This window comes from Ornithinimicrobium avium, from assembly GCF_003351765.1.
In the GTDB taxonomy this organism is placed as follows: Bacteria; Actinomycetota; Actinomycetes; order Actinomycetales; family Dermatophilaceae; genus Ornithinicoccus; species Ornithinicoccus avius.
Map to the genome: position 1 here is coordinate 1,292,355 of NZ_CP031229.1, position 23,918 is coordinate 1,316,272.

26 protein-coding genes are annotated in these 23,918 nt (G+C 74.4%); 16 read left to right on the forward strand and 10 right to left on the reverse strand.

What is annotated here, in order from left to right:
- Positions 1-14: 14 nt before the first annotated feature.
- The 3 genes from DV701_RS05840 (at position 15) to DV701_RS05850 (ending at position 2,923) form a co-directional block, all read left to right on the forward strand.
- Positions 15-965: an FHA domain-containing protein gene (locus DV701_RS05840; protein WP_229574887.1), complete on the forward strand. Its 951-nt coding sequence runs from the start codon at positions 15-17 to the stop codon at positions 963-965.
- Between the two features lie 61 nt (positions 966-1,026).
- Positions 1,027-2,025, forward strand: coding sequence for a hypothetical protein (locus tag DV701_RS05845; protein WP_114927472.1), 999 nt, complete (start codon positions 1,027-1,029; stop codon positions 2,023-2,025).
- Between the two features lie 70 nt (positions 2,026-2,095).
- On the forward strand, positions 2,096-2,923 hold the full coding sequence (locus tag DV701_RS05850) for a hypothetical protein (RefSeq protein WP_114927473.1): 828 nt from the start codon (positions 2,096-2,098) through the stop codon (positions 2,921-2,923).
- A 46-nt stretch (positions 2,924-2,969) separates the two neighbouring features.
- Here DV701_RS05850 and DV701_RS05855 read toward each other — a convergent pair whose 3' ends face one another.
- The 3 genes from DV701_RS05855 to DV701_RS05865 form a co-directional block, all read right to left on the reverse strand.
- The gene (locus tag DV701_RS05855) at positions 2,970-4,019 is read right to left on the reverse strand and encodes a YihY/virulence factor BrkB family protein (RefSeq protein WP_114927474.1); all 1,050 of its coding nucleotides are present in this window, start codon (positions 4,017-4,019) and stop codon (positions 2,970-2,972) included.
- A 117-nt stretch (positions 4,020-4,136) separates the two neighbouring features.
- Complete coding sequence (locus DV701_RS05860) at positions 4,137-4,544, reverse strand: nitroreductase family deazaflavin-dependent oxidoreductase (protein ID WP_114927475.1); 408 nt, start codon at positions 4,542-4,544, stop codon at positions 4,137-4,139.
- Positions 4,544-5,464, reverse strand: coding sequence for an SDR family oxidoreductase (locus tag DV701_RS05865; protein ID WP_114927476.1), 921 nt, complete (start codon positions 5,462-5,464; stop codon positions 4,544-4,546). The genes DV701_RS05860 and DV701_RS05865 overlap by 1 nt, the downstream gene beginning before the upstream one ends.
- Positions 5,465-5,597: 133 nt before the next feature.
- Between DV701_RS05865 and DV701_RS05870 the strand changes: the two genes are divergently transcribed.
- From DV701_RS05870 to DV701_RS05880, 3 genes are read left to right on the forward strand one after another with little or no spacing between them, the layout of a single operon-like run.
- On the forward strand, positions 5,598-6,200 hold the full coding sequence (locus DV701_RS05870) for a hypothetical protein (protein WP_114927477.1): 603 nt from the start codon (positions 5,598-5,600) through the stop codon (positions 6,198-6,200).
- A complete protein-coding gene (locus DV701_RS05875; protein ID WP_114927478.1) occupies positions 6,197-7,306 on the forward strand; it encodes a hypothetical protein in 1,110 nt (369 codons plus the stop codon). Before DV701_RS05870 ends, DV701_RS05875 begins: the two co-directional genes overlap by 4 nt.
- Positions 7,303-8,184 carry an FHA domain-containing protein gene (locus DV701_RS05880; RefSeq protein WP_228255249.1) on the forward strand — a complete coding sequence of 294 codons (882 nt, stop codon included), beginning with the start codon at positions 7,303-7,305 and terminating at the stop codon, positions 8,182-8,184. The genes DV701_RS05875 and DV701_RS05880 overlap by 4 nt, the downstream gene beginning before the upstream one ends.
- A gap of 135 nt (positions 8,185-8,319) precedes the next feature.
- Here the strand turns inward: DV701_RS05880 and DV701_RS05885 are convergent, their stop codons facing one another.
- Positions 8,320-10,953, reverse strand: a complete 2,634-nt coding sequence (locus DV701_RS05885; protein ID WP_114927479.1) for a DUF4153 domain-containing protein — start codon at positions 10,951-10,953, stop codon at positions 8,320-8,322.
- A 3-nt stretch (positions 10,954-10,956) separates the two neighbouring features.
- The gene (locus DV701_RS05890) at positions 10,957-11,658 is read right to left on the reverse strand and encodes a response regulator transcription factor (protein ID WP_114927480.1); all 702 of its coding nucleotides are present in this window, start codon (positions 11,656-11,658) and stop codon (positions 10,957-10,959) included.
- Positions 11,659-11,714: 56 nt separating this feature from the next.
- On the opposite strand from DV701_RS05890, the gene DV701_RS18145 reads away from it, so the two are divergent.
- The gene (locus tag DV701_RS18145) at positions 11,715-11,888 is read left to right on the forward strand and encodes a M1 family metallopeptidase (RefSeq protein ID WP_162802835.1); all 174 of its coding nucleotides are present in this window, start codon (positions 11,715-11,717) and stop codon (positions 11,886-11,888) included.
- Between the two features lie 118 nt (positions 11,889-12,006).
- Entirely contained in the window at positions 12,007-12,468 is a 462-nt protein-coding gene (locus tag DV701_RS05895; protein ID WP_114927481.1) for a hypothetical protein, read from the forward strand.
- Here the strand turns inward: DV701_RS05895 and DV701_RS05900 are convergent.
- Positions 12,416-13,369 carry an SDR family NAD(P)-dependent oxidoreductase gene (locus DV701_RS05900; protein ID WP_114927482.1) on the reverse strand — a complete coding sequence of 318 codons (954 nt, stop codon included), beginning with the start codon at positions 13,367-13,369 and terminating at the stop codon, positions 12,416-12,418. The two genes, DV701_RS05895 and DV701_RS05900, sit on opposite strands and share 53 nt — an antisense overlap.
- 47 nt (positions 13,370-13,416) lie before the next feature.
- Positions 13,417-13,809: a hypothetical protein gene (locus tag DV701_RS05905; protein ID WP_114927483.1), complete on the reverse strand. Its 393-nt coding sequence runs from the start codon at positions 13,807-13,809 to the stop codon at positions 13,417-13,419.
- Positions 13,810-13,947: 138 nt separating this feature from the next.
- Between DV701_RS05905 and DV701_RS05910 the strand changes: the two genes are divergently transcribed.
- From DV701_RS05910 to DV701_RS05920, 3 genes are all read left to right on the forward strand, one after another.
- Positions 13,948-14,673, forward strand: coding sequence for an AIM24 family protein (locus DV701_RS05910; protein WP_114927484.1), 726 nt, complete (start codon positions 13,948-13,950; stop codon positions 14,671-14,673).
- Between the two features lie 71 nt (positions 14,674-14,744).
- Positions 14,745-15,788 (forward strand): LLM class flavin-dependent oxidoreductase, encoded by a 1,044-nt coding sequence (locus DV701_RS05915; RefSeq protein ID WP_114927485.1) that lies wholly within the window; start codon positions 14,745-14,747, stop codon positions 15,786-15,788.
- A gap of 85 nt (positions 15,789-15,873) precedes the next feature.
- Positions 15,874-17,643, forward strand: a complete 1,770-nt coding sequence (locus tag DV701_RS05920) for a hypothetical protein (protein ID WP_114927486.1) — start codon at positions 15,874-15,876, stop codon at positions 17,641-17,643.
- Here the strand turns inward: DV701_RS05920 and DV701_RS05925 are convergent.
- Entirely contained in the window at positions 17,627-18,016 is a 390-nt protein-coding gene (locus tag DV701_RS05925) for a very short patch repair endonuclease (protein ID WP_202863648.1), read from the reverse strand. The two genes, DV701_RS05920 and DV701_RS05925, sit on opposite strands and share 17 nt — an antisense overlap.
- A 126-nt stretch (positions 18,017-18,142) precedes the next feature.
- Here DV701_RS05925 and DV701_RS05930 point away from each other — a divergent pair, with 126 nt between their 5' ends.
- From DV701_RS05930 to DV701_RS05945, 4 genes are all read left to right on the forward strand, one after another.
- On the forward strand, positions 18,143-18,451 hold the full coding sequence (locus DV701_RS05930) for an NADPH-dependent FMN reductase (protein WP_267874146.1): 309 nt from the start codon (positions 18,143-18,145) through the stop codon (positions 18,449-18,451).
- Positions 18,452-18,541: 90 nt separating this feature from the next.
- Positions 18,542-20,008 (forward strand): DUF5129 domain-containing protein, encoded by a 1,467-nt coding sequence (locus DV701_RS05935; RefSeq protein WP_162802836.1) that lies wholly within the window; start codon positions 18,542-18,544, stop codon positions 20,006-20,008.
- Positions 20,009-20,164: 156 nt separating this feature from the next.
- Positions 20,165-21,280 carry an OmpA family protein gene (locus DV701_RS05940; protein WP_114927490.1) on the forward strand — a complete coding sequence of 372 codons (1,116 nt, stop codon included), beginning with the start codon at positions 20,165-20,167 and terminating at the stop codon, positions 21,278-21,280.
- Positions 21,280-21,984 (forward strand): hypothetical protein, encoded by a 705-nt coding sequence (locus DV701_RS05945; protein WP_114927491.1) that lies wholly within the window; start codon positions 21,280-21,282, stop codon positions 21,982-21,984. The genes DV701_RS05940 and DV701_RS05945 overlap by 1 nt, the downstream gene beginning before the upstream one ends.
- Before the next feature lie 33 nt (positions 21,985-22,017).
- Here the strand turns inward: DV701_RS05945 and DV701_RS05950 are convergent, their stop codons facing one another.
- Positions 22,018-22,494, reverse strand: a complete 477-nt coding sequence (locus DV701_RS05950; RefSeq protein ID WP_114927492.1) for a cupin domain-containing protein — start codon at positions 22,492-22,494, stop codon at positions 22,018-22,020.
- Between DV701_RS05950 and DV701_RS05955 the strand changes: the two genes are divergently transcribed.
- Positions 22,478-22,894, forward strand: coding sequence for a hypothetical protein (locus DV701_RS05955; RefSeq protein WP_162802837.1), 417 nt, complete (start codon positions 22,478-22,480; stop codon positions 22,892-22,894). The two genes, DV701_RS05950 and DV701_RS05955, sit on opposite strands and share 17 nt — an antisense overlap.
- A gap of 59 nt (positions 22,895-22,953) precedes the next feature.
- Here DV701_RS05955 and DV701_RS05960 read toward each other — a convergent pair whose 3' ends face one another.
- The gene (locus DV701_RS05960; protein WP_114927494.1) at positions 22,954-23,880 is read right to left on the reverse strand and encodes a LysR family transcriptional regulator; all 927 of its coding nucleotides are present in this window, start codon (positions 23,878-23,880) and stop codon (positions 22,954-22,956) included.
- Positions 23,881-23,918: the final 38 nt, after the last annotated feature.

A 23,918-nucleotide genomic window follows, 5' to 3' on the forward strand; every position in this document is an offset into this window, starting at 1 on the left:
CGTGCGGGTCCCCCATGGCCGGCGCTCCCGCCTCCGCGCCCGCAGCAGCAGTGGGGACGGCGGTGCCTCAGCCGGGGGCGGCCGGGACCGAGGTCGACCTGGGTCCGGAGCCGCAGACCTGCCCGCACTGCGGGGCGCTCAACGTCGCCGACGCGCTCTTCTGCGAGGCGTGCGGCTACGACTTCACGACCGGGACGCCGCCGACGGGCTCGGGACCGCCGACGGAGGAGGAGCCGGAGACCGCGCAGGACTCCGAGGAGGTCGGGCAGGTCGAGGCCCCGGACGTGGTCGGACAGACCGAGCCCGCCGACGAGCCGGACGAACCGCGGGACGAACCGGAGCCGGCAGACACCCCGGATCAGGACCTGCCGGCACCGGACGAGGAGCCCGACCCCCGGGCGGGTGCCGTAGCGGACGAGGACCCGCAGCCCGAGGCCGAGCCCGGGCCCGACGTCGAGCCGGCCCTTCCGCCGCAGCCGGTCCCCCAGGAGGACCGGACCTCTCCCCCGCAGCACCGGGCACGCCATACCCCTCCCTCGCGCGAGCTCGCCCAGGCGTGGGTGGTGGAGCTGTGGGTCGACCCCGACTGGTATGCCGTGCAGCAGACCGCCGAGGACATCCCCAGCCCCGGCGTCCCGGACACCGTGCTGCTGACCCGCAGCAACGCGCTGATCGGGCGGCCCTCGGGCAGCCTGGGCGCACGGCCGGACGTCGACGCCGGCGTCGACAGCGCGGTCTCGCGCAGGCACGCGCAGCTGACGAGCGACGGTCGGCGGTGGTGGATCGAGGACCTGGGCAGCAGCAACGGAACGTTCGTCGGGACGGTCGGCGAGCCGCTCCCCTCCGCACCCCTGACCCCGGGCCAGCGGGTCGAGCTGGACCGGGACGACCGGGTCTACCTGGGCGCGTGGACGCGGCTGGTGCTCAGGCCGGCGACCGGCTCCGAGCAGCACGGCACCGGCTGAGGGCGGCCTGCGGCGCGCCGCGGGGTTCCGCCGGGAGGGCCGGGGCGCCTAGAGTCGGGGCATGTCCTCCGAGCAGACCGTCACGCACGGCCGCCCGCGCACCAACCGTGGACGGCTGCGCCGTTCCGGCCAGGCGCTGGTGCGCGTCGGTGCGCTGCTGCTCGCGATCTCCGTGGTGGTCCTGCTCGTGTCCGGGCTGACCACCCGCAGCCTGATCAACAACCTGCGCGACAACTCCGCCGAGCTGCTCGACGGCACCACGACGACCACTCTGTCGGCGGGTTCGGAGCGGACGCTGTACCTCACCGGCGGGCTCGTCGCCCCCGGCGAGAGCGCGCCGACCCCGGTCGACCAGGTCGTCTGCACGGTCGTCGGACCAGGCGGTGAGGTTCCGGTCAAGCACCTGTCCGACGAGGGCCGTCGGGTCGGTCTGGACAACCCGCTGGCGCGCTTCCAGGTGGTCGGCTCCTTCCGCGCCCAGGCTGCCGGGGAGCACACGATCGAGTGCACCGGCCGCGGCGTCGTCGTCGCGCCCGAGGTCAGTCCCGCGGACGGGCTGCTCCGCCTGGGCGGGCTCATGCTCGGCAGCATGGGCACCCTGGCCGGGGCGACGCTCCTGCTCATCGGCGGCGCGCTGCTGCTCGTGGTCCGGCACGGCACCGACGACCAGGAGGACGATGGGTATGTCGTGGGAGACGCCGGTGAGCCGCCCTCCGAGGGCGCCGAGGAGTGGTGGGAGGAGGAGGCGCACGGCCCGGCCGCGCTGCTCGAGCCGGACGAGGACAACCACGGCCGGCCCGCCGACCCGGACGACCGCGCCGACGAGGGCGCTGCCCCTGTCGGGCCGGACGAGGAGGCCGACCCGAGCGGCACGCCCGGCCCCGGGGCGGACGGGGACGGCTACGTCGAGCTGAGCGACGAGGAGCTGGCGGCCATGTCGGAGGAGGAGATCGCCGAGCTGCTCGCCGCCGGGGCCCTGGTCTTCGTCGACGACGAGGGCGGGATGTCGCACGAGGACGAGCCCTTCGACCAGGCCGCGACCCGTGACACCTACCGCTGAGCGGGGCCCGTCGTCCACAGGCACGCCGGGTCGGGTCCTGCAGCGTCGCCGGGGACGTTAGGTTGGTGCTGTGAGCATGCCACCCAGCGACTACGCGTACGGCCAGGCGGCGGTCCCCCCGCGCAAGAGCGCGATGACCACGCCGGGCAAGGTCCTCTTCTTCATCGGCCTCCTCCTGTCGATCGTCGCGGTCGCCGTCGCGGTATGGGGTGTCACCACCACCGTGCGCACCGCCTCGACCATGCAGGCGGACGCGGTCCAGGTGCAGGCCGGTGAGCCGGTGACCGTGCCGATGCAGACCGACCACGTGCGGCTGGTCCTGGCGGACACGGGTGACCATCCCAGCTGCACGGTGACCTCGCCGGACGGCACCGAGCTGCCGCTCACCCAGGACCCGGCCTTCGACGCCGCCGGCAGCCAGGGGGTGACCGTGGTCGGCACCTTCACCGCGGAGCAGGACGGCGACCACACGGTCAGCTGCGACGCTGCCGCGATGGTCAGCCCGTCCCTCGGCCTCGACGACGTCACCGGCATCGTCGCGGCCGGCATCGCCTTTCTCGCGCTCTTCCCGCTGGTGCTGCTGACGCTCGTCGGCCTGATCCTGTGGCTCGTGGGCCGCAGCAGGGACAAGAAGGCGGCCCTGGCGGCCAGCGGCTACCCGGGGCCGGGGGGCTACGGCGGCCCCGGTGCCCCCGGCTACGGCGCGCAGGGCGGGGGGTATGGCTCCGCGGAGCAGTCCTACGGCTCCGGCCAGCCCCCGTACGGCACGCCCCAGGACCCGCCGCCCCCGCCCGGCTCGGGCGGCTGGCAGTCCGCACCGCCTCCCCCGCCGCCCCGGTCCGACCCGTACGCCGCGCCGCAGGACCACCCCGACGCGGACGGCGACGAGCGCCGCTGACGCGACGGCGGCATCCTGCACGAGCGTTCGGCCCGGGCCGGAGCCTTCAGGCGGGACCCTCGTTCTCGCCGGCCTGCCCGCCAGTCTCGTCCGGCGGACGCTCGGTCGGCTCGTCCGGTGGCCCCAACGGGTGGTCGAAGGTCACCTCGACGTCCTGGTAGTCCTTGATCTGTGTCGACACCGCCGCGTCGCGGTAGGTCTGCAGGTCCGCCTCGGTGAGCGACACCGAGGTGGTGAACGGCCCCAGCAGCGCCCGCGGCCACAGGCGCTTGACCAGCACCACGTTGACCTCCACGGCGAAGACCACCAGCTGGGCCGCGACGAAGATGAACACGAGCAGGCCCAGCACCACCGCGAACACCCCGTACGTGTCGTTGGTGCGCGAGACGATCTGGTTGGCGTAGGTGATCCCGAAGCGCTGGAGCAGCAGCCACCCGACGGCGGCGACGAAGGCACCGGGCAGCGCCTGGGAGAAGTTCAGCGGATAGCTCGTCCCCACCCACATCCCGAGGCTGAACACCAGGACCGCGACGACGAAGCTGATCGCCACCACCACGTAGGGCACGACCCGTCGCAGCTCCACCCCGTAGGCGCCGGCCTCGGTGGTCAGCACCGTGCCGACGGTGGTGCCGACGAGCATCAGCCCGGCGATCGCGATGAGCGGCAGCGCCCTGATCGGCGAGCGGATCGGGTCGGGCCGCTGGTGGCGGGGCACGGCCCAGCAGATGTTCATCATGTGCAGCGTGGCCTGCGAGGCGCGCACGGCCGCCCACACCGCCACCAGCGCCCCGACCACCAGCGCGGTCGTGCTGCCGCCGAAGCCCTCCCGGCTGATCTGGGTGCCGATGACGGGGAACTGCCCGACCGCCGTGGACATGATCTGCCGGCGCAGCTCGGGCTGATCCTCCAGGACGAAGCCGAGCGCCGAGGTCAGCAGCATCATCATCGGGAACAGCGCCAGGAACCCGTAGTAGGTGATGAGCACCGAGAGGTAGACCCCGTGGTCGTCGAAGAACTTGAACACGACCGCCACCGGGACGCCCAGCCACGGACGGCGGCGCTGCAGCTCGTCGATCCGGCGCGGCAGGGCGTTCACGCTTCGGGCCTCCTCAGGTCAGATGGTCCCGATTGTGTCGCACCGGCGCCCCGGTCCCCGGGACGACGCGGCGGTATGCCGTGCGCCGGCACAGCGGGCGCCGCCCCCTGGCGCACCTCAGGCCCGCTGGTGGAAGGGCCGCTCCCCCAGCACCGGCAGCTCCACGAAGTCCTCGCACGCGCCGGTGCGGGCGAGCACCCAGCGGATCGGCTGAGGCATCCGGGCGATCCCCTCCTGCGTGGTGAGGGAGCGCGGCGGGCCGAGCGCCAGCATGGAACGGCCCTGGTGCATCCGGCACCCGCCCGCGGCGCGCACGTTCTTCAGCCACTGCACGTCGGGGCCGTAGGTGAGCGCGATGGTCACCAGCTCACCGTGCCGGAAGGCGAACATCGGGGTGCGCCGGACGGTGCCGCTGCGGCGGCCGACGTGCTCGAGCTCGACGAACCAGCCGTGCCCGGCCAGGTGGACGGTGAGCGGGTTGACGAACCGCCGCACGTAGGGCGTGAGGGCGACCGGGGCGGGCATCAGGGCGAGTCCGCGCCGCCGTTGACGTTGAGCGTCTCGCCGATCACGTAGGAGCTCTCGGGCGAGGCGAGGAAGACGTAGGCCGGGGCCAGCTCGACCGGCTGCGCCGCGCGCCCGATCGGCTGCCCCTGCCCGAACGTGGGCAGCTTTTTCTTGGGCTGGCCCTCGGCCACCTGCAGCGGCGTCCAGACGGGCCCCGGGGCGACCGCGTTGACGCGCACACCCTCGGGCGCCAGCTGCTTGGCCAGGCCCTTGGCGAAGGTGTTGATCGCCGCCTTGGTCATCGCGTAGTCCAGCAGCGTCTCGCTGGGGCTGTAGGCCTGGACCGAGGTCGACATGACGATCGTCGACCCGGGCTGCAGGTGCGGCACCGCGGCCCGGCAGATCCAGAACATCGCGTAGATGTTGGTCCTGACGGTGTTGTCGAACTGCTCGTCGCTGATGTCGACGATCGCCTCGGACCATGTCTGGCGCCCGGCGTTGACCACGAGCGCGTCGAGCCCGCCGAGACCCTCCACCGCCTTCGCCACGATCGCGTCGCAGGCTTCGCGCTCGCGCAGGTCGGCGGGGATCCGCACGCAGGTGCGGCCCTCCGCCTCGACCAGCCCGGCGACCAGGTCCGCGTCCTCCTCCTCCTCGGGCAGGTAGTTGATCGCCACGTCCGCGCCCTCCCGGGCGTACGCGATCGCCACCGCCCCGCCGATACCGGAGTCGCCGCCGGTGATCAGTGCGCGGCGGCCCTCCAGCCGACCGGTCCCCCTGTACGAGGTCTGTCCCCGGTCGGTCGTGGGCATCAGCTCGGCGTCCAGGCCGGGCTTGGGCTGGTGCTGCACCGGTGGGGTGATGTCCGGGTGACGGGTCACCGGGTCGTCGAAGGTCAGCTGGTCCTTGTGCTGCGTCGTGTCGTCCTGGGAGGCCATGCCTCCACGAGACCACCCCGCTCCCGCGAGCGCATCCCGAGCCCGCCCCGGGCACCGACCCGCCCCACGTAGGGTGGGGCCGGGGTCCGCACGAACGACAGACCACACCCTGCCGACCGGAGGCACCGACGACATGGAGCAGCCCCACCACGGGTCGCCGACCCACGACGACCAGGAGGCCCCGCTCGACGCCGACCACCTGCGGCGCGCCCTCGACGAGCAGGGCGGCCTGCTCACCGGCCCCGACGTCTCCGACGTGGTGCGGGCCCGTGTGCGCCGGGTGCTGGACAGCACGCGGGACCTGCTCGAGCTCTCCGCCGAGGAGCCCGTCCGCGAGGTCGCCGGCCGCGCCGTGGCCTGGGTCGCGGAGTCGGTCGGCGCCTTCCAGCGCCTGCCGCGCGCGTTCGCCAGCGGGCACGCGGTCCTCGGCGAGCACGCCCCGCTGCTGCGCACCGTGGACCAGCTGGACCTGCTCGGCCTGACGCTGGACCGGGCCTACGACGGCGCCCGCCGCGGCGACGGGCAGGCCGTGCGCGGCCAGCTGGACGTGCTCCTCGAGCGGTTCCCCGCGCGCACCCGGCCGGCCTCGCTGGCCGAGCCCGTCGGCATCTGCCCCGAGGACCTCGACGACGGCGTCGTCCACGACCACGGGCTGGAGGTGGGCGAGGACGGCATACCCCGGCTGCCGGTCCCCGACCAGCCCGACCCCGACCACGAGACCCAGGAGGTCGGGTGAGCAGGTATGCCGTCGCCCCGCCCCCGCCGGTGGAGCCGGGACTGCTGCCCCCGGACGACGCGACCGACCGCTACCTCTCCGAGCTGGCGCGGTGGCGGCTGCGCCGCGAGCACGAGCTGCGGGCGCTGGACGAGCTGACCCGCAGCCACCCCGAGCGCACCGCGCTGGAGGCCGACCTCACCTCCTCGATGACGCTCTTCCACGCCGTCGCCCAGCGCCACGACCTGCTGCTCGCCACCTGGGAGGACGTCCACGGCGGCGGGGGCGAGCGCGAGTGGGTGGCCCAGCTGATCTGGGGGATGCTCGAGCTGCCCGACGGCGACGCCGAGGCGCTCGCGGTGAGCCTGCCGGACGCCCTGCGGCTCTCCGACGTCCTGGCGGGGTCGTTGCGGGCCCGCGTCGACCCAGACGGCGAGGCGGACCCGGGCGAGCGGCTGGCCGGGCTTGAGATGGACCTGGAGCGGCTCCGCCAGGTCCTGGCCGAGCACGACGGCGCCGCCGCGCACGACCTGGCCGGGGCGCTGGACGCGCTCGATGCACAGGTGGCAGCCCTCCACGGGCAGGACGAGCCGGCCATCGCCGACATCGGCGCGGCCGAGTCCGCCCTCGCGGCGGTGGACCGCGAGCTCATCGTCACCGCCGCGAGCCACGCCCACGCGCACGCCGACCGGGACCAGGCGCAGGCCGAGCGCGCGCACCTGGTCGCCCGCGGCGAGGCCGTGCGCAGCCTGGCCCAGCGGGTGCTGAACGACCTGCGGCCGGCCCCCCGACTCGGCATACCCGACGTCACGGCACTGGGCGGGGTGCCGGAGGAGGACGGCGCGCTGGAGGCCTACGTCGTCAACCTGGAACGCGTGGGCAGGGCGCTGGACCAGGCGCACGCGACCTACTCCGCGGCGCTGGCGGAGTATGCCGACCTCGCCGACCGCGCCGAGCGGCTCGCCAAGACGCTCGCCGGCTGCGGGGCGCCGACCAGCGTCGACCTGGCCGGGATGCTCACCGCGGCCAAGGAGTCGCTGCACACGAAGCCGGCCGACATCCAGCGGGCCTCGGCGCTGATCGCCGCCCAGGAGGCCTACCTCGCCCAGCTGAGGCCGGACGCGTGAACGCCGAGGAGGACGAGCGCGGCCACCGGGTCGAGCCGGCGCGCGACGTCGAGCCGGCGCGCGGGGCCCACGACGGCGCGACCGAGGTGCGCGAGTGCCCGAACTGCCACGCGACCTCGGTGGGGGACGTGGCGTTCTGCGGGTCGTGCGGCTACGACTTCGTGACCGGCTCCTCGCCGATGGGCGCCCCTGGACCGGAGGCCGCCGACGAGGGCGGCGCCGTCCCGTCGGACGACGGGGACGACTCCGATGAGCCGGCCGAGCCGCTGGCCACCTCGCTGCAGGCCGCCGAGCCGCTGGAGGCCTCCATCGACCCGCGGCGCGACGCCGACGACATCGAGCTGCCCACGACCGCCGAGGAGCTCGGGCTGGACGAGGCCGACCTCGAGCGTCGACCGACGGTCCCGCCGCCCACGCCCCCGCCGTCGGGGCAGGCGCACGAGGCGCACGAACGGCCCGCCCACCGGCCGCCCTCGCGCGAGCGGGACAGCGGCTGGGTGGCCGAGCTCTGGGTCGACCACGCCTGGGCCGCCACCCGGGACTCCGACCAGCCGGTGCCGGACGCCGGCCCGCCCGAGGTGGTGCGGCTGACCACGGACAACCTGATCGTGGGCCGCACCAATCTCGAGCGGGGCCTGCACCCCGACCTCGACGCGGGCACCGACGCCGGGGTGTCGGTGCGCCACGTCCAGCTCACCAGCGACGGGCACCGCTGGTGGGTCGAGGACCTGGACACCGCCAACGGCACCTACGTCGGGACGGTGGGCGAGCCGCTGCCGACCGAGCCCCTCGGCCAGGGCGTGCGGGTCGAGGTCGACGAGGACGACCGGGTCTTCCTGGGCGGCTGGACCCGGCTGGTGCTGCGGCGCGAGGGCTGAGCCTGCTCCCGGCGCCGGGCCGGCCCGGGCGCCGAGCCGGCCCCAGCGCTGGGCCAGCCCCCGCCAGACAGACAACGTCCTGCACCGCAGACAGCGTTGCCGACACTGCCTGTGGTGCAGGACGTTGTCTGTCCCCTAAGGGCGCGGGGCCAGCGCGCCGGCGCGCGCCCGGCCCAGGTTCCAGCCCAGCCAGTCGTCCGGCGAGGGCACGTGCTGGCGACCGAGCACGTCCTGGGCCATCTGCGCCGGCAGCCCGTCCTCGATGACCGGCGTGGCGTCCGGCCCGAGCGTGGCCAGGTAGCCCAGGTCGACCTTGCCGGTCTGCTCGTAGCGCTGGATGTTCTGCTGGGCGATCCACGCCTCGGGGTTGCCCACGCCGAGCGCCAGCACCATCGCCGCGCCGGTGGCCAGCGCCGCGCGCGGCAGCCAGGCCCCGGAGAGCCGCACCCCGGAGACGATGACCATGACCACGACCAGCCCCAGCCAGAGCTCGAAGGCGTCGGCGAGCACGCGCAGCACGGTGAACCCGAAGGCCTGCTGGTAGACCGCCATCCGGTACAGCGCCGAGGCCACGACGACGAGCGTCAGCAGGCACAGCGCCCCGAGCACGACCCGCAGCAGCGTCCGCTGGGCGGTCGTGGCCCGCGGCGCCTTGCGGACCGTGAGCGCGACCGTCAGGAGGGTGAGGGCGGTGGCGACGGTGAGCTGCCCCATACCCTGGTGGACGTAGTCGGCGTAGCTCATCCCGGTGGTGCGCAGCACGAACTCGTGCCCGCCCCACATCGCCGAGGCCTGCGCGACCATGAAGACGACGAAGACCGCCAGCACGACCCCGACCGGCACCAGCCACTCCCAGGCCCGCGCGACCGGGCGAGCCTCGGGCAGCGCGAGGCGGTCCACGCGCGGCGGGTTGAGGGCGAGGTAGCACGCGGCCAGCACCACGCCGCCGACGAAGAACCACACGAACACCCGCAGCACCAGGCTGTCGGCCAGGTGCACGCTGGGCAGCACCTGCCGCGCCCACGAGCCGAAGACCGCGTCGCCGGAGGCGAACAGCCCGCCGAAGACCACGAGCGCGACGAGCGAGACCGCTGCGGTGCGCACCACCGGCCAGAGCACCTGGTGGCGGCTGGCCGCGGAGAGGGTACGTCCCAGCAGCGGCAGCCCGCGGATCCCGCTGAGCACCCACGCCGCCCCGCCGGCGAGGACGGCCGTCAGCCGCCGCGCGTCGGTCAGCGCCGTGGTGACCAGGACGGCCGCCGCGAGCACCGAGACGACCGCGAGCCACTCGGCCGCGCGCAGGACCACCATCGAGCACAGGCCGACGCAGAGCACCGCGGACAGCACCGTCCACGCCCGCCGGCGGTGCACCGACAGCGCCAGGACCAGCCCACCGGCGGCGAGCAGCACCAGCGCCGTCCCTAGCCCCAGGTTGCGGTAGGGCAGCACCGCCGCGGCGACGGCGCCGATGACGAGCGAGGCGACGAGGGGCAGCGGCGCGGTGCGCAGGGTGTCGGCACGCTCGGGCCACAGCCGTCCGAACAGCGCGTCGACGGCGGTGTGTCCGGGCAGGTCGTCCGACGGGGGCAGCGAGGCGGCGTGCTGGGCGGTGGTCACGGGGGTCTCCTTGCGCTCCGGCCCGGCCGTGGTGACCGGTCCTGTCGGGGTATGGGGCGCAGCTGCGGCTGCGAGGGCCCGCTCCGGAGCCGGGCGGGGCGCGACCGGCAGCAGCGCGCGCACGCGGGCGCCGGCGCGGCCCGGCCCGGGCGGCAGCACCTCGAGGGTGCCGCCGTGCAGCTGGCAGACCCAGCCGGCGATGGCCAGGCCCAGCCCGGTGCCGCCGCTGGCGTCGTCGCCGACGCCGTAGCGGGTCAGCACCCGTTCGGCGAGCTCCGGCGCGATCCCGGGGCCCTCGTCGGCGACCTCGAGGGACCAGCGGGCACCCTGGGTGGCCGGCGCAGACGGGTCGCTGGCCGGGGCGCTGGCGTCGTCGGGGACGAGCGCGGCCCGGACGCGCACGGTGCCTCCGGCGGGGCTGTGCCGCACCGCGTTGTCGAGCAGGTTGGCCACGACCTGGGCCAGGCGGGCGGGGTCGCCGGCGACGACGAGGCCGGCCGGCTCGACGACGGACTCGACGTGCACCCCGCGGCCGCCGACGCCGGTCTCGGCCACGGCGGCGTCCAGCAGCGCACGCACCTCGACCTGCTCCAGCTGCAGGGGCACCGCTCCCCCGTCGACCCGGCTCACCTCGAGCAGGTCGCCGACGAGGGCGCTGAGCCGCTCGGACTGGGCCAGGGCCGACTGCAGGGCGGCGTCGTCGGGGCGCACGACACCGTCGACGAGGTTCTCCAGCAGCGCGCGCTGGGCGGCCAGCGGGGTGCGCAGCTCGTGGGAGACGGTGGCCAGCAGCTGACGGCGCTGCCGGTCGGCGTCGTCGAGGTCGCCGGCCATCCGGTTGAACGCGCGGCCCAGCGTGCCGACCTCGTCGGCGGAGGTGGCCGCCACCCGGACCGAGTAGTCGCCGCCCGCCATCCGCCCCGCGGCACGGGTCATCTGCCGCAGCGGTGCGGTCATGCCGCGGGCGAAGAGCTGGGTGACGCCCAGCGCGGCGGCCAGCGTGACCGGCAGCGTGAGCCAGGCGGGGACGCCGGCCCGGCTGCCGACCTGCAGCACGACCGCGGCGACCAGGATGCTGAGCGCCACGAGCAGGCCGATCTTGACCTTGATCGAGGCGACGCCGTCCAGCGGGCTCGCGGTGCGTGCGGCCACCGCTCAGGCCTCCAGCGCGTAGCCGACGCCGTGCGCGGTCCGCACCCGGCCCGCGCCGATCTTGGCGCGCAGGGACTTCACGTGGCTGTCCAGGGTGCGGGTGCCGCGGGCGTCGGACCATCCCCACACCTCCTCCATGAGGGTCTCGCGGGTGCGCACCGTGCCGGGCTGCTCGGCCAGGACCGCGAGCAGGTCGAACTCCAGCGGTGTCAGGTGCACCGCCGACCCGGCGAGGCTCGCCCGGCGGCCGGCCCGGTCCACGACCAGGTCCCCCACGCGCAGCGCGGGCGGGGCTGCGGCCACGAGGTCCGCGGCGCGGTCCACCCGGCGCAGCAGCGCCCGGACCCGCGCGACCACCTCCCGCATCCGGAACGGCTTGGTCACGTAGTCGTCCGCCCCCACCCCGAGCCCGACCAGCACGTCGGTCTCGTCCACGCGCGCGGTGAGCATGAGGACGGGGACGGGACGCTCGGCCTGGACGCGACGGCATACCTCCAGGCCGTCCATGCCGGGGAGCATGAGGTCGAGGAGGAGCAGGTCGGGAGCGAGCCGGGCGAACGCCTCCAGCGCGCCGGGTCCGTCGAACGCCCGCTCCACGCGGAAGCCCTCGGCGGTCAGCCGGTCGGTGAGCGCCTGGTTGATCGTCGGGTCGTCCTCGACGACCAGCAGGGTGCGCGCGGCGGGCGGCGCGGTGTCCTCGGTCATGGTTCGAGCGTAGGAGGAGGCGGGGGCCAGGCACGGGTATGCCGTGTGCAGATCCTGTGAAGACCGGACGGCAGGCTCCCACCCACCGGTTGCGGTGGACGCAGGACTTCTCCGGCAGCACCGCCTCGACCGCGGACTACATGGCGCTGGCCGAGGAGGTCTCCGCGCAGGACCTGGACCACTTCTTCGAGGTGTGGCTCTTCACCGGGGAGAAGCCGACCGACTGGTAGGCGACTCGGCGCGCCGTGACACGGTGGTACGTCTGCGTACCGCCGTGTCACGGCATTCCTGCACGACCGTGGCGGCCACGGGCTGGACGGACGGCCTGCGCGTGGCCGACCATGGGGCATGGACCCCGCCCAGCGCACCGCCTTCGAGGCCTACCTCGCCCGTGTCCAGGCCCAGCGCGCGGAGCTGCGCGAGGCGGTCGCGGCGGTCGACGAGGCCCTCGCCCGCCCGCTCGGCACGGCGAGGTGGCGGGAGCGGGTGCACACCGCCCTCGTCGAGCTGGAGCACGACCTGCGCGACCACGTCGAGCTCACCGAGGGCGAGGACGGCCTCTTCGAGACGGTGCTGGCCGAGGACACCCGGCTCTCCCCCGCGGTCGAGCAGCAGCGGCACGAGCACGACGAGCTGGGCCAGCGCGTCGCCGGGAGCCTGGCCACGCTCGAGGCGGTGGTCCCGCCGGAGGCCCTGCCGGCCTTCCGCGAGGAGCTGACCACGCTGGTCGGCGACCTGGTGCGACACCGGCAGCGGGTCAACGACCTGATCTACGAGGCGTTCTCGGTCGACCTGGGGGGACAGGGCTGAGGCCCAGCGGCAGGCCGGTCAGCTCCTCGCTCACGCGCAGCAGCTCCGCCGTCAGCCCGGGCCGTCGCGGCCGTGGTGCCCCGACCCGCTCCGGCGCCCCGGCCAGCTGCCACCGGCCGGCGGGACCCCATACCTGACCGTTGCCCACCGACGGGTCGACCGCCGCCCGGACGAGGACGGCGGCGCCCCCGTCCTTGCCGTGCATCCCGCGCACGAGCACCCGGCCGACGGGGCCGAGGTCGGTCGGCTGCGAGGCGGGTATGCCGTCGCGCACGGGCGTCAGCACGTCCACCGCCGTCCCGGGGTGCGCGAGCACCGAGGACGCGGCCGACCCCGCCGCCGCGAGCCGGGCGGCCAGCTCCAGGGCGAACAGCGCCACCGCGACCTTGGAGCGGGCGTAGCCGACGAAGGAGGGCTCCCGCCGCGGCCGGGTCAGCCGTCCCCACGGGTCGCGCCCCAGCGGCATGCGGTGGCTCAGGCTGCCGACGTGCACCGCGCGCGCGCCCCACTCCTGGAGCCTGGGCAGGAGCCGCGCGAGCAGCGCGTAGTGACCCAGGTGCGCGGTGGCCAGGTGCACCTCGAGCCCGTCGGTAGACAGCCGCGGTCGGCTCGGCACGAGCCCGTAGCTGACCACCGCCGCGTCCGCGACGAGCGCGGCCAGCGGCCGTCCACCCGCCAGCCGGTCGGCCGCCCGCGCCACGGAGGTGAGGTCGGCCAGGTCGAGGGGCACCACGTCCAGCTCGGCGTCCGGCACGAGGCGCCGGATACTGGCGGTGGCCGCCGCCGCCTTCGCCGGGCTGCGGGCCAGGAGCACCACCGGGTGCCCCAGCCCTGCCAGCTGCTCGGCGACGAAGTAGCCGATCCCCCCGGTCGCACCGGTCACCGCCACGCGCTCCCCCATGCGGAGAGGCGAGCTCAGAGGGCGCACGTGCGGTAGAGCCTGTCGCCTCAGCTGCCGGGCGGCGGCGGGGGCGGAGGCGGCGGCGAGGACGGCCCGGGCTGCGGGGGCGAGGACGGCCCCGGTGGAGGTCCCGAGGACGGCCCGGGCGGCGGGGTGCTGGGGGCGGACGAGCCCGGGGGCGGGGGCGCGCCCGGGGGCGGCGGTGCGGAGGCGGCCTGCTCGGCCAGCGTGTCCAGCCGCTGCAGCAGCTCGGAGCGGCGTGCCGGGTCCGCGGGCTCGCCGCGGTGCTCGGCGTGCACGAGCCGCCCCAGCTCCTGGTAGAGCTTGGCCGCCTCACCGCCCGGCGTGCCGGGCACGTTGAGCCCGCTCTGCGAAAGTGCGGTCTCGGCCTTGCCGGCCAGCTCGTTGGCCGTCTTCATGGCCTTGTCGAAGAATCCCACGTGCCCCTCCTCGGGTGACAACTGCCTGGACGAACGACCATACTCGTCGGATGGGTCGGGCGGGGGCTTCCCGGGCGACCCCACCGCGAGCCGGCCGGGCGCAGGGTCCGGGCGGCACCGACCCGAGGAGAAGCATCAATGGCGATCCATGGCTCCCTGTTCGAGGACTTCCGCGAGACCGAGTCCCGTGACCAGTTCGTGCGGCAGAACTCCAAGCTGCTCAAGGTCCGGATGGACTACGGCCCCGTCAGCGCCCGGCTGGGCTCGATGGTGGCCTACCAGGGCGACGTCCGCTTCGCCAACCGCGGCTCCGGCGGGCTGGACAAGATGCTCAAGAAGGCGATGACCGGTGAGGGAGTGCCGATCATGGAGGCCTCGGGGCAGGGCGAGCTCTTCCTCGCCGACGACGCCTCCGACGTCCAGGTGCTCTACCTGGACAACGACATGATCTCGGTCAACGGCGCCAACGTGCTGGCCTTCAGCTCCTCGATCGACTGGGACATCCACCGGGTCGCCGTGCGCGGCGGCATGATGGCCGGCGGCCTGTTCAACGTCTCGCTGCGCGGCTCGGGCTACGTCGCCGTGACCAGCAAGGGCGAGCCCGTCGCCCTCGACGTCGCCCAGGCGCCCACGTTCGCCGACGCGCATGCCGTGGTGCTGTGGACGGCCGGGGTGAGGATGGACGTGCGGGTCGACACCGGCGGGCTCGGCTCGCTGATCCGCGGCGGCACCGGCGAGACCATCCAGATGACCTTCAGCGGCGAGGGCCACGTCCTCGTGCAGCCGGCCGAGAACGAGCGGACCAGCGGCGCCGGCGAGCGCACCGGCCGCAGCGGCGGCCTGGGCGACCTGCTCGGCGGCTGACCGGCGGCTGACCGGCGACACGGTTGGCCCGGCCGACCGGCGACACGGTTGGCCCACCTAGAGTAGGAGACATGTCACCCATCGCCGTGTCCGTGCTCGACCTGCTCCCGGTGCGGTCCGGGCAGACCACCGCCCAGGCGCTCGACGCGGCGCGCTCGCTGGCGCGGGCCGCCGACGATGCGGGGGTGCGCCGCTACTGGCTGGCCGAGCACCACAACACGCTCTCGGTGGCCTCGGCCTCGCCGCCGGTCGGCATCGGCGTGATCGCCGCCGCCACCTCGCGGATGCGGGTCGGCTCCGGCGGGGTCATGCTGCCCAACCACGCCTCGCTCGCGGTGGCCGAGCAGTTCGCCCTGCTGGAGGCCGCCTACCCTGGACGCATCGACCTGGGGATCGGCCGCGCGCCGGGGACCGACCCGGTGACCAGCTGGGCGCTGCGCAGCGGGGCCACCGACCAGGACGTGGTCCAGCGCTTCCCCGAGTACGTCCAGCAGGTCATGGCCTTCATGTCCCCCGGCGGCGCCGCCATCGAGGTCGGCGGCCACCGGCACGAGGTCCTCTCCACGCCGAACGCCGTGCAGGCTCCGCCGGTGTGGCTGCTCGGTTCCTCCGACTACTCCGCGCGGCTGGCCGCCCAGCTCGGCCTGCCCTACGTCTTCGCCCACCACTTCGCCGGCCGGGGCACCGCCGAGGCGCTCCAGCTCTACCGCTCGACGTTCGCCGGTCCGGGCGAGCCGCAGACCTTCCTCACCGTCAACGCGGTGGTCGCCGACTCCCTGGAGGAGGCCCGGCGGCTCGCGCTGCCGTTCCAGCACATGATGGCCAGCCTCAAGCTGCCGGGCCCCCTGCAGCGCCGTCCGCTGATGCCTGTCGACGAGGCGGTCGCCGCGCCGCTGCCCCCGATCCTGCCGGAGGCCTTCGAGGCCGTCACCCGGCCGTGGCTGCTCGGCACCGCTGAGGAGGTCGCCGAGCAGGTGCGCGCGCTCGCGGCCGAGCACGACGTCACCGAGGTGATGGTCCAGCCGGTCGCGGGGGCGTATGCCGCTGAGCCGCTCGACCGCGACCCGCACCGCGAGCGCACGATCGTCGAGCTCACCGCCCGGCTCAGCCACTGACGGCGCGCCGGGGTCCGCGAGCCGCACTTGTCAGCCCGGGTCCGTATGGTGGCCAGGTCACCAGCGCCACACGGGAGGAAGTGTCATGTCGACTCGGGGGCCACGTCTGACACGTGCCACGCTGTCCGTGCTGGTCTGCGCCGGCCTGGCGCTGACCAGCGCCTGCGACTTCAACGGCGGCGACAGCGCCGGCCAGAGCGGGGAGAAGAACGACGGCGGCGGCTTCCTGGGCCTCGGCGGCGGTGAGCCCGACGCGGTGTCGGCGACCGTCCGCGACCCCGGCGAGCCGGCCGTGGTCCTGGCCCAGGACGGCGCCGGCGAGCTGTCGGCGGCCGCGAGCCAGACGTTCTTCGACACCGCGCCCGTCGTGGTCCTGGCCGGCGAGGGCGAGCAGCTGCGCGCCGCCTCGGCCGGGGCGGTGCTCGGCGTGCCGGTGCTCATCGACGGGCCGGACGTCAAGGACGAGATCAACCGGCTGGACGCCGAGGTCGCGCTGGCGATCGGCCCGGTGGCGGACCCGGGCATCGACGTCGTCGTGCCGCAGGACGACGCGCAGCTCGCCACCCTCATCGGCGCCGGCGACCCGGTGCAGGTCGCGCCGGACGACGGCGCGGCGCGGCTGGCCGACCTGGACCTGGCGGACCCGCAGCTCCTCGTGCCCGACGGCTCGGTCGTCGCCCCGACCCCCGGCGACGACACCGAGACGACCGGCGACACGGCCGGCACCACGTCCGGCGACGAGGCGACGGGCGCCGCAGCGCCCACGACTCCCCCGGCCCTGGAGAGCGACCGCGACGAGCTGCCCTCGACGACGCGGCCGGAGCCGGCAGCGACGGTGACCGTGCTGAGCACGGGGCGCGACGCGGACCTCGCCGCCCTGGGGACCGCGCGGGCGGCGGGCGCGCAGCTGCTCGTGGGACCGCATACCGATCCTCGTGCCACCAGCGAGAGCGTCCAGGCGATCGCGGCCGCAGCACCGACCACGGTCGTCGGCCTCGGCGCCGACTTCGGCGACGCGGACACGCTCGCGTGGCGCAGCCGCACCGCGGCGACCGGTGTCGAGCTGCCCGGCGGCGGTCAGCTGGCGCTGCCCGGCAAGACCTACGTCGCGCTCTACGGCACGCCCAGCACCGGCGCGCTCGGCGTGCTCGGGGAGCAGCCTGCTGCCGAGACGATCGCCCGGGCCGAGGAGCACGCGGGGTGGTACGCCCCCCTGGTCGAGGAGACGGTCGTGCCCAGCCTGGAGATCATCGTGACCGTCGCAGCCGCCGAGGCGACCCCGGACGGGAACTACTCCAACGAGCTGCCGGTCGAGAGCTTCGTCGAGCTGGTCGACCTGGCTGCCGAGCACGGGCAGTACGTCGTGCTCGACCTGCAGCCCGGCCGCGCGGACTTCGTCAGCCAGGCCAAGATCTACGAGGAGCTGCTGCTGCGGCCCAACGTCGGTCTGGCCCTCGATCCCGAGTGGCGGCTGGGCTCGGACCAGGTGCACATGACGCAGATCGGCCAGACCAGCGTCGATGAGGTGAACCAGGTCGTGGACTACCTGGCCGACCTGACCCGCGAGCACGACCTGCCGCAGAAGGTGCTGGTGCTGCACATGTTCCAGACCCGGATGATCCCCGACGTGGACCAGGTGGACCAGTCGCGCTCCGAGCTCGCGGTGCTCATCCACGCCGACGGACAAGGCCCCCAGGGCGCCAAGCAGGACACCTGGCGGGTGCTGCACCAGTACGCGCCGTCGGTGAAGTACTGGGGCTGGAAGAACTTCTACGACGAGGACCAGCCGATGCTCTCCCCGGAGGAGACGGTCTCCCAGGTCGACCCGCTGCCGGACTTCATCTCCTACCAGTAGGGCCGCCGGCCTCCAGCGCCGACCGCACTGCCGCGACCGCGTCCTCGATCCTGGCGTGCTCCCACACCCGCACGACCTGCCAGCCCGCCTCGCGCAGCAGCCGGTCGGTGTCCTGGTCGCGGGCGTGGTTGGCGGCCAGCTTGGCGGCCCACCACACGCTGTTGGCGCGAGGCTGCGAGCCGTGCTCCGGGCAGCCGTGCCAGAAGCAGCCGTCGACGAAGACCGCGACCCTGGCGCGGGTGAAGGCGATGTCGATGGAACGCCGGCGGTTGCCCGGCACCGGGTGCACCACCCGGTAGCGGTAGCCGGCCGCGTGCAGCGCCCGGCGCAGCGCCAGCTCCGGCGCGGTGTCGCGCCGGAGAGCGAGGGACATCCGGGCGGACACCTGTGGCGAGGAGGCACCTGGGTGCGGCGGGACGAGAGACGGCATCAGCGACCAGCGTAGGCGCGCGGACCGGACGCGGCAGCGCGTGGGCTGCGGCCCGGTCGCCCCCGCCCCCTGAAGAACGCGATCGACTGGGCCTCGCGCCCATGGGGCCAGAACTCCTTCGACCACGTGCCCGTCGGCGTGATCGGCGCCTCGCCCAGCGGCATCGGGACGGCGCTGGCGCAGCAGAGCCTGCGCAGGGTGCTGAGCTTCTGCAACGCCCGCCAGATGACCGCGCCGGAGGCCTACACCCAGTTCCGTCCCGAGGTGTGGTCCGACGACGGCTCGGTCTCCGACCCCGGTCTGGAGAAGATCCTCACCGGCTACATGCAGGAGTTCCGCGACCACGTCGAGCGGGTGCTGACCGTCCTGCCGCGCTGACCCCATACATCAGCCCTCCCAGGCTGCGACGGAGGCCCGCGTGCGACCATGGTCGCGGTCGCGGGGGTCGTGGCCGTGGGAGGAGCAGGTATGTCGGTCCGTCAGCGGGTGGTGCTGGGCACCCTGGCCACCCTGGGCGTCGCCGGCGGCAGCGTCGGCTGGTATGCCGCGAGCGCGCCCGACCAGACGGCCACCGGTCTGGAGGTGGTCGACACCGCTGACGTGCTCTACGAGCCGGACCTGCAGGCCGCGGTGCAGGACCTGCGCTTCCACGAGCCCACCGAGGTCGCGGTCTACACCCACCGCGGCGGTGCGGACGCGCTGACGAACGACCACGCGCTGAACAACGCCGTCCGTGACTACGCCCTGGAGCAGGGCGACTGGGTGAGCGCCGACGGGCAGAAGTTCGCCGACGGACTGTTCCTCTTCGCCGTCGACCCTGAGGGCCGTCTCGTGGGCACCTACTTCGGCGAGGACCGCAAGGTCTCGACCGACTCACAGCAGAAGATCCAGGAGGCGGCCAAGCCTGACTTCCGCGCCGGCCAGTGGACGGCCGGGACGGTCGCCGGCATCGAGGAAGCAGCCTCGAGGATCAACGCCCCGGCGGTGCGTCGCGGCGGGGGCGTGGTCGGTCTGTCCGTCGCCTCGCTGGCCACGCTGTTCGGCGCCGGCGGCTGGGTAGGTGTCGGCGCGGTCCGGGCCGGTCGGAGCCGGCGCGCCCGGGCCGATGGCGACCGCCGGATGGCCGAGGTCGTGGCCGACTATGAGGTGACCGAGCTGCACGCCCGGTTGATCCCGGAGGGCTCCCGCTACGGCGGGCTGATGCTGCGCCGCTACGACGAGTACCGCTCCGGCTTCCGCGAGCTGACCGACCTCGGCAACCAGGCCCGTGCCGTGGACGAGAAGGACTACGACCGCAAGGAGACGCTGCGGGTCCTGACGGCATACCGGGACAAGGCGGTCGCGATGGACGAGCTGGACGACGTCATCGCCGACACCGCCGCCTTCCTCAACCACGACCGTGCCTGGCTCGAGGCGTGGCAGCGCCAGGTGGAGCCGATCCGCACGGACCTGGACCAGGTGGAGGAGATGCTGGCGGAGCTGCCGAAGGAGCTGCGCGGACTGCCCGAGGCGCAGGAGGTGCGCACCTACGCCTCCGGCGTGCGGACCGAGCTGGACCGCCTCCGCGGCGCCCTCGAGGACCGCTCGGTCAGCCCGGACGACGCGCTGGACCGGCTGCGCACCACCAGGGACGACCTGGGCGGGCGGCTCTACGCGCTCGGGCGGACGGTCGCCCAGGAGTTCGGCGAGGACGCCGCCGAGCAGCAGGCGATGGAACGCGCGATGTCCGAACAGCGGTCCCAGCGCCGCTCGGAGCCGACCATCATCAGCTACTCCTACCCCGCGTGGACCTGGTTCGACGTGGGGTCGTTCCGCACCGGGTTCTCCAGCGGCAGGTCCGACGTCGAGGCTTCCCGCTCCTCCGGTGGCGGCAGCACGTCGGGCTACAGCGGGGGCGGCAGCTTCAGCGGGGCCGGGAGCAGCTCGAGGTTCTAGGCCGCCTGATCCGAGCCGACGCTCTCCCTGGCCAGGCGAGCTCTCGCGGAAGGTTCGTCGCCCAGGCCCTGCCGGCCACCCAACCCAGGTTGACGCGGTAGCCGCACTTCCTGCAAGGTTGGCGCTGTCGTGCGTCCGGGAGGGAAAGAGGATCTCATGGCCAAGGCCTGGTCGAAGGGGGCTGCGCTCGCGGCGCTCCTGCTCCTAGCGCCGCTCGGTGCGTCGGCGGCGGAGGACGGCACCCCACCGCGCACCGACACGCCGCTGCCGGTCGTCGGCGCGCTCCCGGCCCAGTCCGCATGGGGAGGCAAGCTCAGCCGGTTCGACGAGGTCCTGCACGGCGTGTGGCGGATCGACGGCGGCACGATCGCCTACTGGTCGGTGCGCCACCGGCCGACGGAGGGTGATGAGCGCTCGCTGACCAGCACGGCGCACGCCTTGCGCGGCGGCGTCGCGAACGTGACGAGTCCGCCGGGGTTCACCGAGACCTCGCTGGCCTCGTCGGTCTCTGGCGAGCTCTACCCCGTCCTGCTGGACGAGACCACCGAGACCTGCCTGTGCACCAACGTGACGCAGATGGGTCTGAAGGACCACGAGGCCGCCAAGATCTCCGACGGGTGGCAGCTCGTCTACGCCGTGTTCCCCGAGCTCCCCCCGGACGTCACGACCGTCGACATGAACGTCGACGGCTACGGCGCCATCCTGCCGGACGTGCCGGTGCAGGACGGTCCCCTGCCGGAGCCGCAAGTCCCGGCGGACCAGTGGACCGCCTCCGGACAGGGCTGGCCCACGCCTCCCCCGGCCGACGAGATCGCCCGCGCCGAGGACGCCCGCACCCTGGGCGCCGTGTGGGTCCTCGCCGAGCGCTCCGGTGCCGCCGACGGGTCCTGGGCGCAGCGCGACTCCGGCGACGTGCGCCAGATCGACGTGGCCGCCGACGTCCTGTTCGACTTCGACAAGTACCAGGTCACCAGCAAGGCCGACGCCGTCCTGGACGACGTGGCCGAGCAGATCGGGGACGCCGACGTCACGACGGCCACCGTGGTCGGCCACACCGACGGTCAGGGCACCGAGGACTACAACCAGACCTTGTCGGAGAACCGCGCCCGGGCAGTCGAGAAGGAGCTGTCCAAGCGCCTGCCCGGCGTCACGTTCACGGTGGAGGGCCGGGGCTGGCACGAGCCGATCGCCAGCAACAAGACCGACGAGGGGCGGGCGCTGAACCGTCGCGTCACCATCACCCTCGAGGGCGTCGCCGAGGGAGGCCGCTGATGAGGAAGCAGACCACCGCACGCATCTGGGTGCTGGCCCTCGCCTGCGGCCTGGCCCTGGCCGCCTGCGACGGCGGCGGCACCGGTCCGGACACGACGACCACCGCTGCGGACACGCAGGAGCCGTCGACAGGCCCGGACACCACCGCCGGCCCCACCGACGACTCAGCCGTGTCGAGCGAGCCGGTCGCCGCCCCGATCATCCCCGACGAGGTCGTCGCCGAGCTCGACGCCGCCGTGGCAGCGGAGGACTCGCCGATCGCCTCGACCGCGTCGCAGACCGCGGGACTGCCCCCAGGGGGCACGCTGGACGTGCTGCAGCTGGAGCGGACCGAGGACGGTGGCTATCTCCTCCGCGTGCGGCTCAGCTATGAGCAGGAGACCCGGTTGTCCGCGGACGAGCACCGCTCCCTGTCGCTGGACGGTGAACAGACCTTCGTCGACGGCATCAGGCTGGTCGACGACGAGGCCGACCGCTACGCGCTGCCCACGGTCTACAGCCCGATGGACGACGAGCAGGTGGACGCCACCGAGCGCTTCCGTTGCCTGTGCTCGAGCCTGAACGGCGAGATTCCGCCGAACGGTCAGATCCTCAGCGCCCTCTACGGCCCGCTGGGCCAGGACGCCGACCCGCAGACGCTCTCGGTGGAGGTGCCCGGCTTCGAGCCGATCAAGGACGTGCCGGTCAGCGCCACGACCGGCTGACGGGACGGACGCGCGTCCGTCCCGTCGCCCCCCTCAGGCCGTGCCGTCCTGCGCGGTCTCCTCCGGCTGGACGCTCCACTCCGGCGGCTCGTCGGCACCGGACTCCTCGTCGCGCTCCGCCTCCTCGGCGGTGTCCTGCACGACACCGGGCGCGTGGTGGACCGGCGCGTACACCGCATACACCCGCAGGTCCTCGTCCCCGGTGTTGATGACGTCGTGCCAGGTGCCGGCGGGGACCTGGATCGACCAGCCGTCCTCGACGTCCTGCTCGAAGGTCAGCTCGTCCTGCGCCGGACCCATGACGCAGCGTCCACGACCGGCGTCCAGGCGCAAGAACTGGTCGGTGTCGGGGTGGACCTCCATCCCGATCGACTCCCCGGGCGGGATGGACATGAGCGTGACCTGCAGGTAGGTGCCGGTCCAGGCCACGGTCCGGTATGCCGTGTTCTCCCGGGTCGCGGTCTCGATGTCGAAGGCGTTGGGCGCCGGTCCGTTGTCGGTGATCTTCACGGGTCCTCTTTCCACTACGACGGTATGTCGTTCCCACGCAGTCATACGCGCCTCCGTCGCGCCACTCGCCCACCGGTGGCGGCGGTACCCGACCTCGGACGCTCTCGACGCAGGGGCGCGGCTGGACCCTCGCTGGCCCGACGTCCTACGTTGGGCTCACGCACCCGCCGAGCCGAAGGAGACTGCCCTGTCCATCCCTGCCCCCGCCACCCTGACGCTGACGACCGCGCTGCTGATCGCCGCGGACTCGGCGCAGCGGACACCCGGGCGGGCGACCGCGCCGGACCTCGACCCGGAGCGCACCTCGGCCTCCTTCTTGCTGCTCTTCGGCGCGCTCGGCGTCGTCCTCCTCCTGGCGCTGGTGATCGTCCTGGCGGTCCTGCGTCGTCCCAAGGAGTGAGCGACGGCGCCCGGCACGCTCGTCCCGGCCCACCACGCGCGGGGGAGGTCACGCCTCCGTCACCGGACAGCTGCGCGGGCGGGCTCGTCGCCGCGCACCGCCCCTAGCAGGTCCCCGGCAGCCTCGGGGGGCCGGGCGCCGTCGCGCCACACCGCCCGCAGTGGCCGGGAGAGGTCGACGCCGTCGACCGGGACGCGCACGAGCCGCCCGGAGTCGAGCGCCTCGCGGACCGCGTGCTCGGACAGCACGGCCGGCGCCACGCCGGCCATCGCTGCCACCCGCACCGCGGCGTTGCTGCCCAGAGCCTGCGCCGGCTCGGCGACGGCGAGGTCGTGACGGGCCAGGGCGTGCTCGAGCGCGTCGCGCGTGCCGGAACCGTCCTCGCGCACGACGAGCGCGGTGCCGGCCAGCCGCGCCGCGTCCAGGGGGGAACGACGACGCGCCCACGAGTGGCCGGGTGCCACGACGACGACGAGATGGTCGGTGCCGACGCGTCGGGAACGCACTCCCCTGCCCAGGTGCGAGGTCTCGACGAAGCCGAGATCGGCCCTGCCCTCCACGACCGCAGCGGTCACCTGCACCGAGTTGCCCACCTCGAGCTGGACCTCGACAGCACGTGGTCGTTCCCGGTAGTCCGCAAGCCAGCCCGGCAGCAGGTACTCCGCGACGGTCTGGCTGGCGGCGACCTTGAGCCGGGAGGCGCGCGTCGTCCCCAGGGCGGCCATGCTGGCGGTCAACCGCTCGGCGGCCGCGAGCACCTCCCGCCCCCAGTCGACGACGAGCGCCGCCTCGGGGGTGAGCACGGTCCCCCGGGTCGAGCGGAGGAGCAGGGGCACGCCGCTGCGGCGCTCGAGCCGCTGCAGCGCCCGGCTGGCGTTGGGCTGGGCCATGCCGACAGCCGCGGCGGCGGCGCCGATGCTGCCGTGCTCCTCGACGCCGACCAGCAGCTCGATGACGGCGAGGTCGGGCCAGCGGTCAAGAGTCATATCGTCACGATATGCCTGCGATGCCCAGGTCGGGGCTA

What these genes read in the sequence shown, in the direction of transcription:
- DV701_RS05840 (WP_229574887.1), top strand. Translation starts at nt 15, where the DNA reads ATGGCCGGCGCTCCCGCCTCCGCGCCCGCAGCAGCAGTGGGGACGGCG.
- DV701_RS05845 (WP_114927472.1), top strand. Translation starts at nt 1,027, where the DNA reads ATGTCCTCCGAGCAGACCGTCACGCACGGCCGCCCGCGCACCAACCGT.
- DV701_RS05860 (WP_114927475.1), bottom strand. Translation starts at nt 4,544, where the DNA reads ATGCCCGCCCCGGTCGCCCTCACGCCCTACGTGCGGCGGTTCGTCAAC.
- DV701_RS05865 (WP_114927476.1), bottom strand. Translation starts at nt 5,464, where the DNA reads ATGGCCTCCCAGGACGACACGACGCAGCACAAGGACCAGCTGACCTTC.
- DV701_RS05870 (WP_114927477.1), top strand. Translation starts at nt 5,598, where the DNA reads ATGGAGCAGCCCCACCACGGGTCGCCGACCCACGACGACCAGGAGGCC.
- DV701_RS05890 (WP_114927480.1), bottom strand. Translation starts at nt 11,658, where the DNA reads ATGACCGAGGACACCGCGCCGCCCGCCGCGCGCACCCTGCTGGTCGTC.
- DV701_RS05895 (WP_114927481.1), top strand. Translation starts at nt 12,007, where the DNA reads ATGGACCCCGCCCAGCGCACCGCCTTCGAGGCCTACCTCGCCCGTGTC.
- DV701_RS05900 (WP_114927482.1), bottom strand. Translation starts at nt 13,369, where the DNA reads ATGGGGGAGCGCGTGGCGGTGACCGGTGCGACCGGGGGGATCGGCTAC.
- DV701_RS05910 (WP_114927484.1), top strand. Translation starts at nt 13,948, where the DNA reads ATGGCGATCCATGGCTCCCTGTTCGAGGACTTCCGCGAGACCGAGTCC.
- DV701_RS05915 (WP_114927485.1), top strand. Translation starts at nt 14,745, where the DNA reads ATGTCACCCATCGCCGTGTCCGTGCTCGACCTGCTCCCGGTGCGGTCC.
- DV701_RS05920 (WP_114927486.1), top strand. Translation starts at nt 15,874, where the DNA reads ATGTCGACTCGGGGGCCACGTCTGACACGTGCCACGCTGTCCGTGCTG.
- DV701_RS05925 (WP_202863648.1), bottom strand. Translation starts at nt 18,016, where the DNA reads ATGTCCCTCGCTCTCCGGCGCGACACCGCGCCGGAGCTGGCGCTGCGC.
- DV701_RS05935 (WP_162802836.1), top strand. Translation starts at nt 18,542, where the DNA reads ATGTCGGTCCGTCAGCGGGTGGTGCTGGGCACCCTGGCCACCCTGGGC.
- DV701_RS05940 (WP_114927490.1), top strand. Translation starts at nt 20,165, where the DNA reads ATGGCCAAGGCCTGGTCGAAGGGGGCTGCGCTCGCGGCGCTCCTGCTC.
- DV701_RS05945 (WP_114927491.1), top strand. Translation starts at nt 21,280, where the DNA reads ATGAGGAAGCAGACCACCGCACGCATCTGGGTGCTGGCCCTCGCCTGC.
- DV701_RS05960 (WP_114927494.1), bottom strand. Translation starts at nt 23,880, where the DNA reads ATGACTCTTGACCGCTGGCCCGACCTCGCCGTCATCGAGCTGCTGGTC.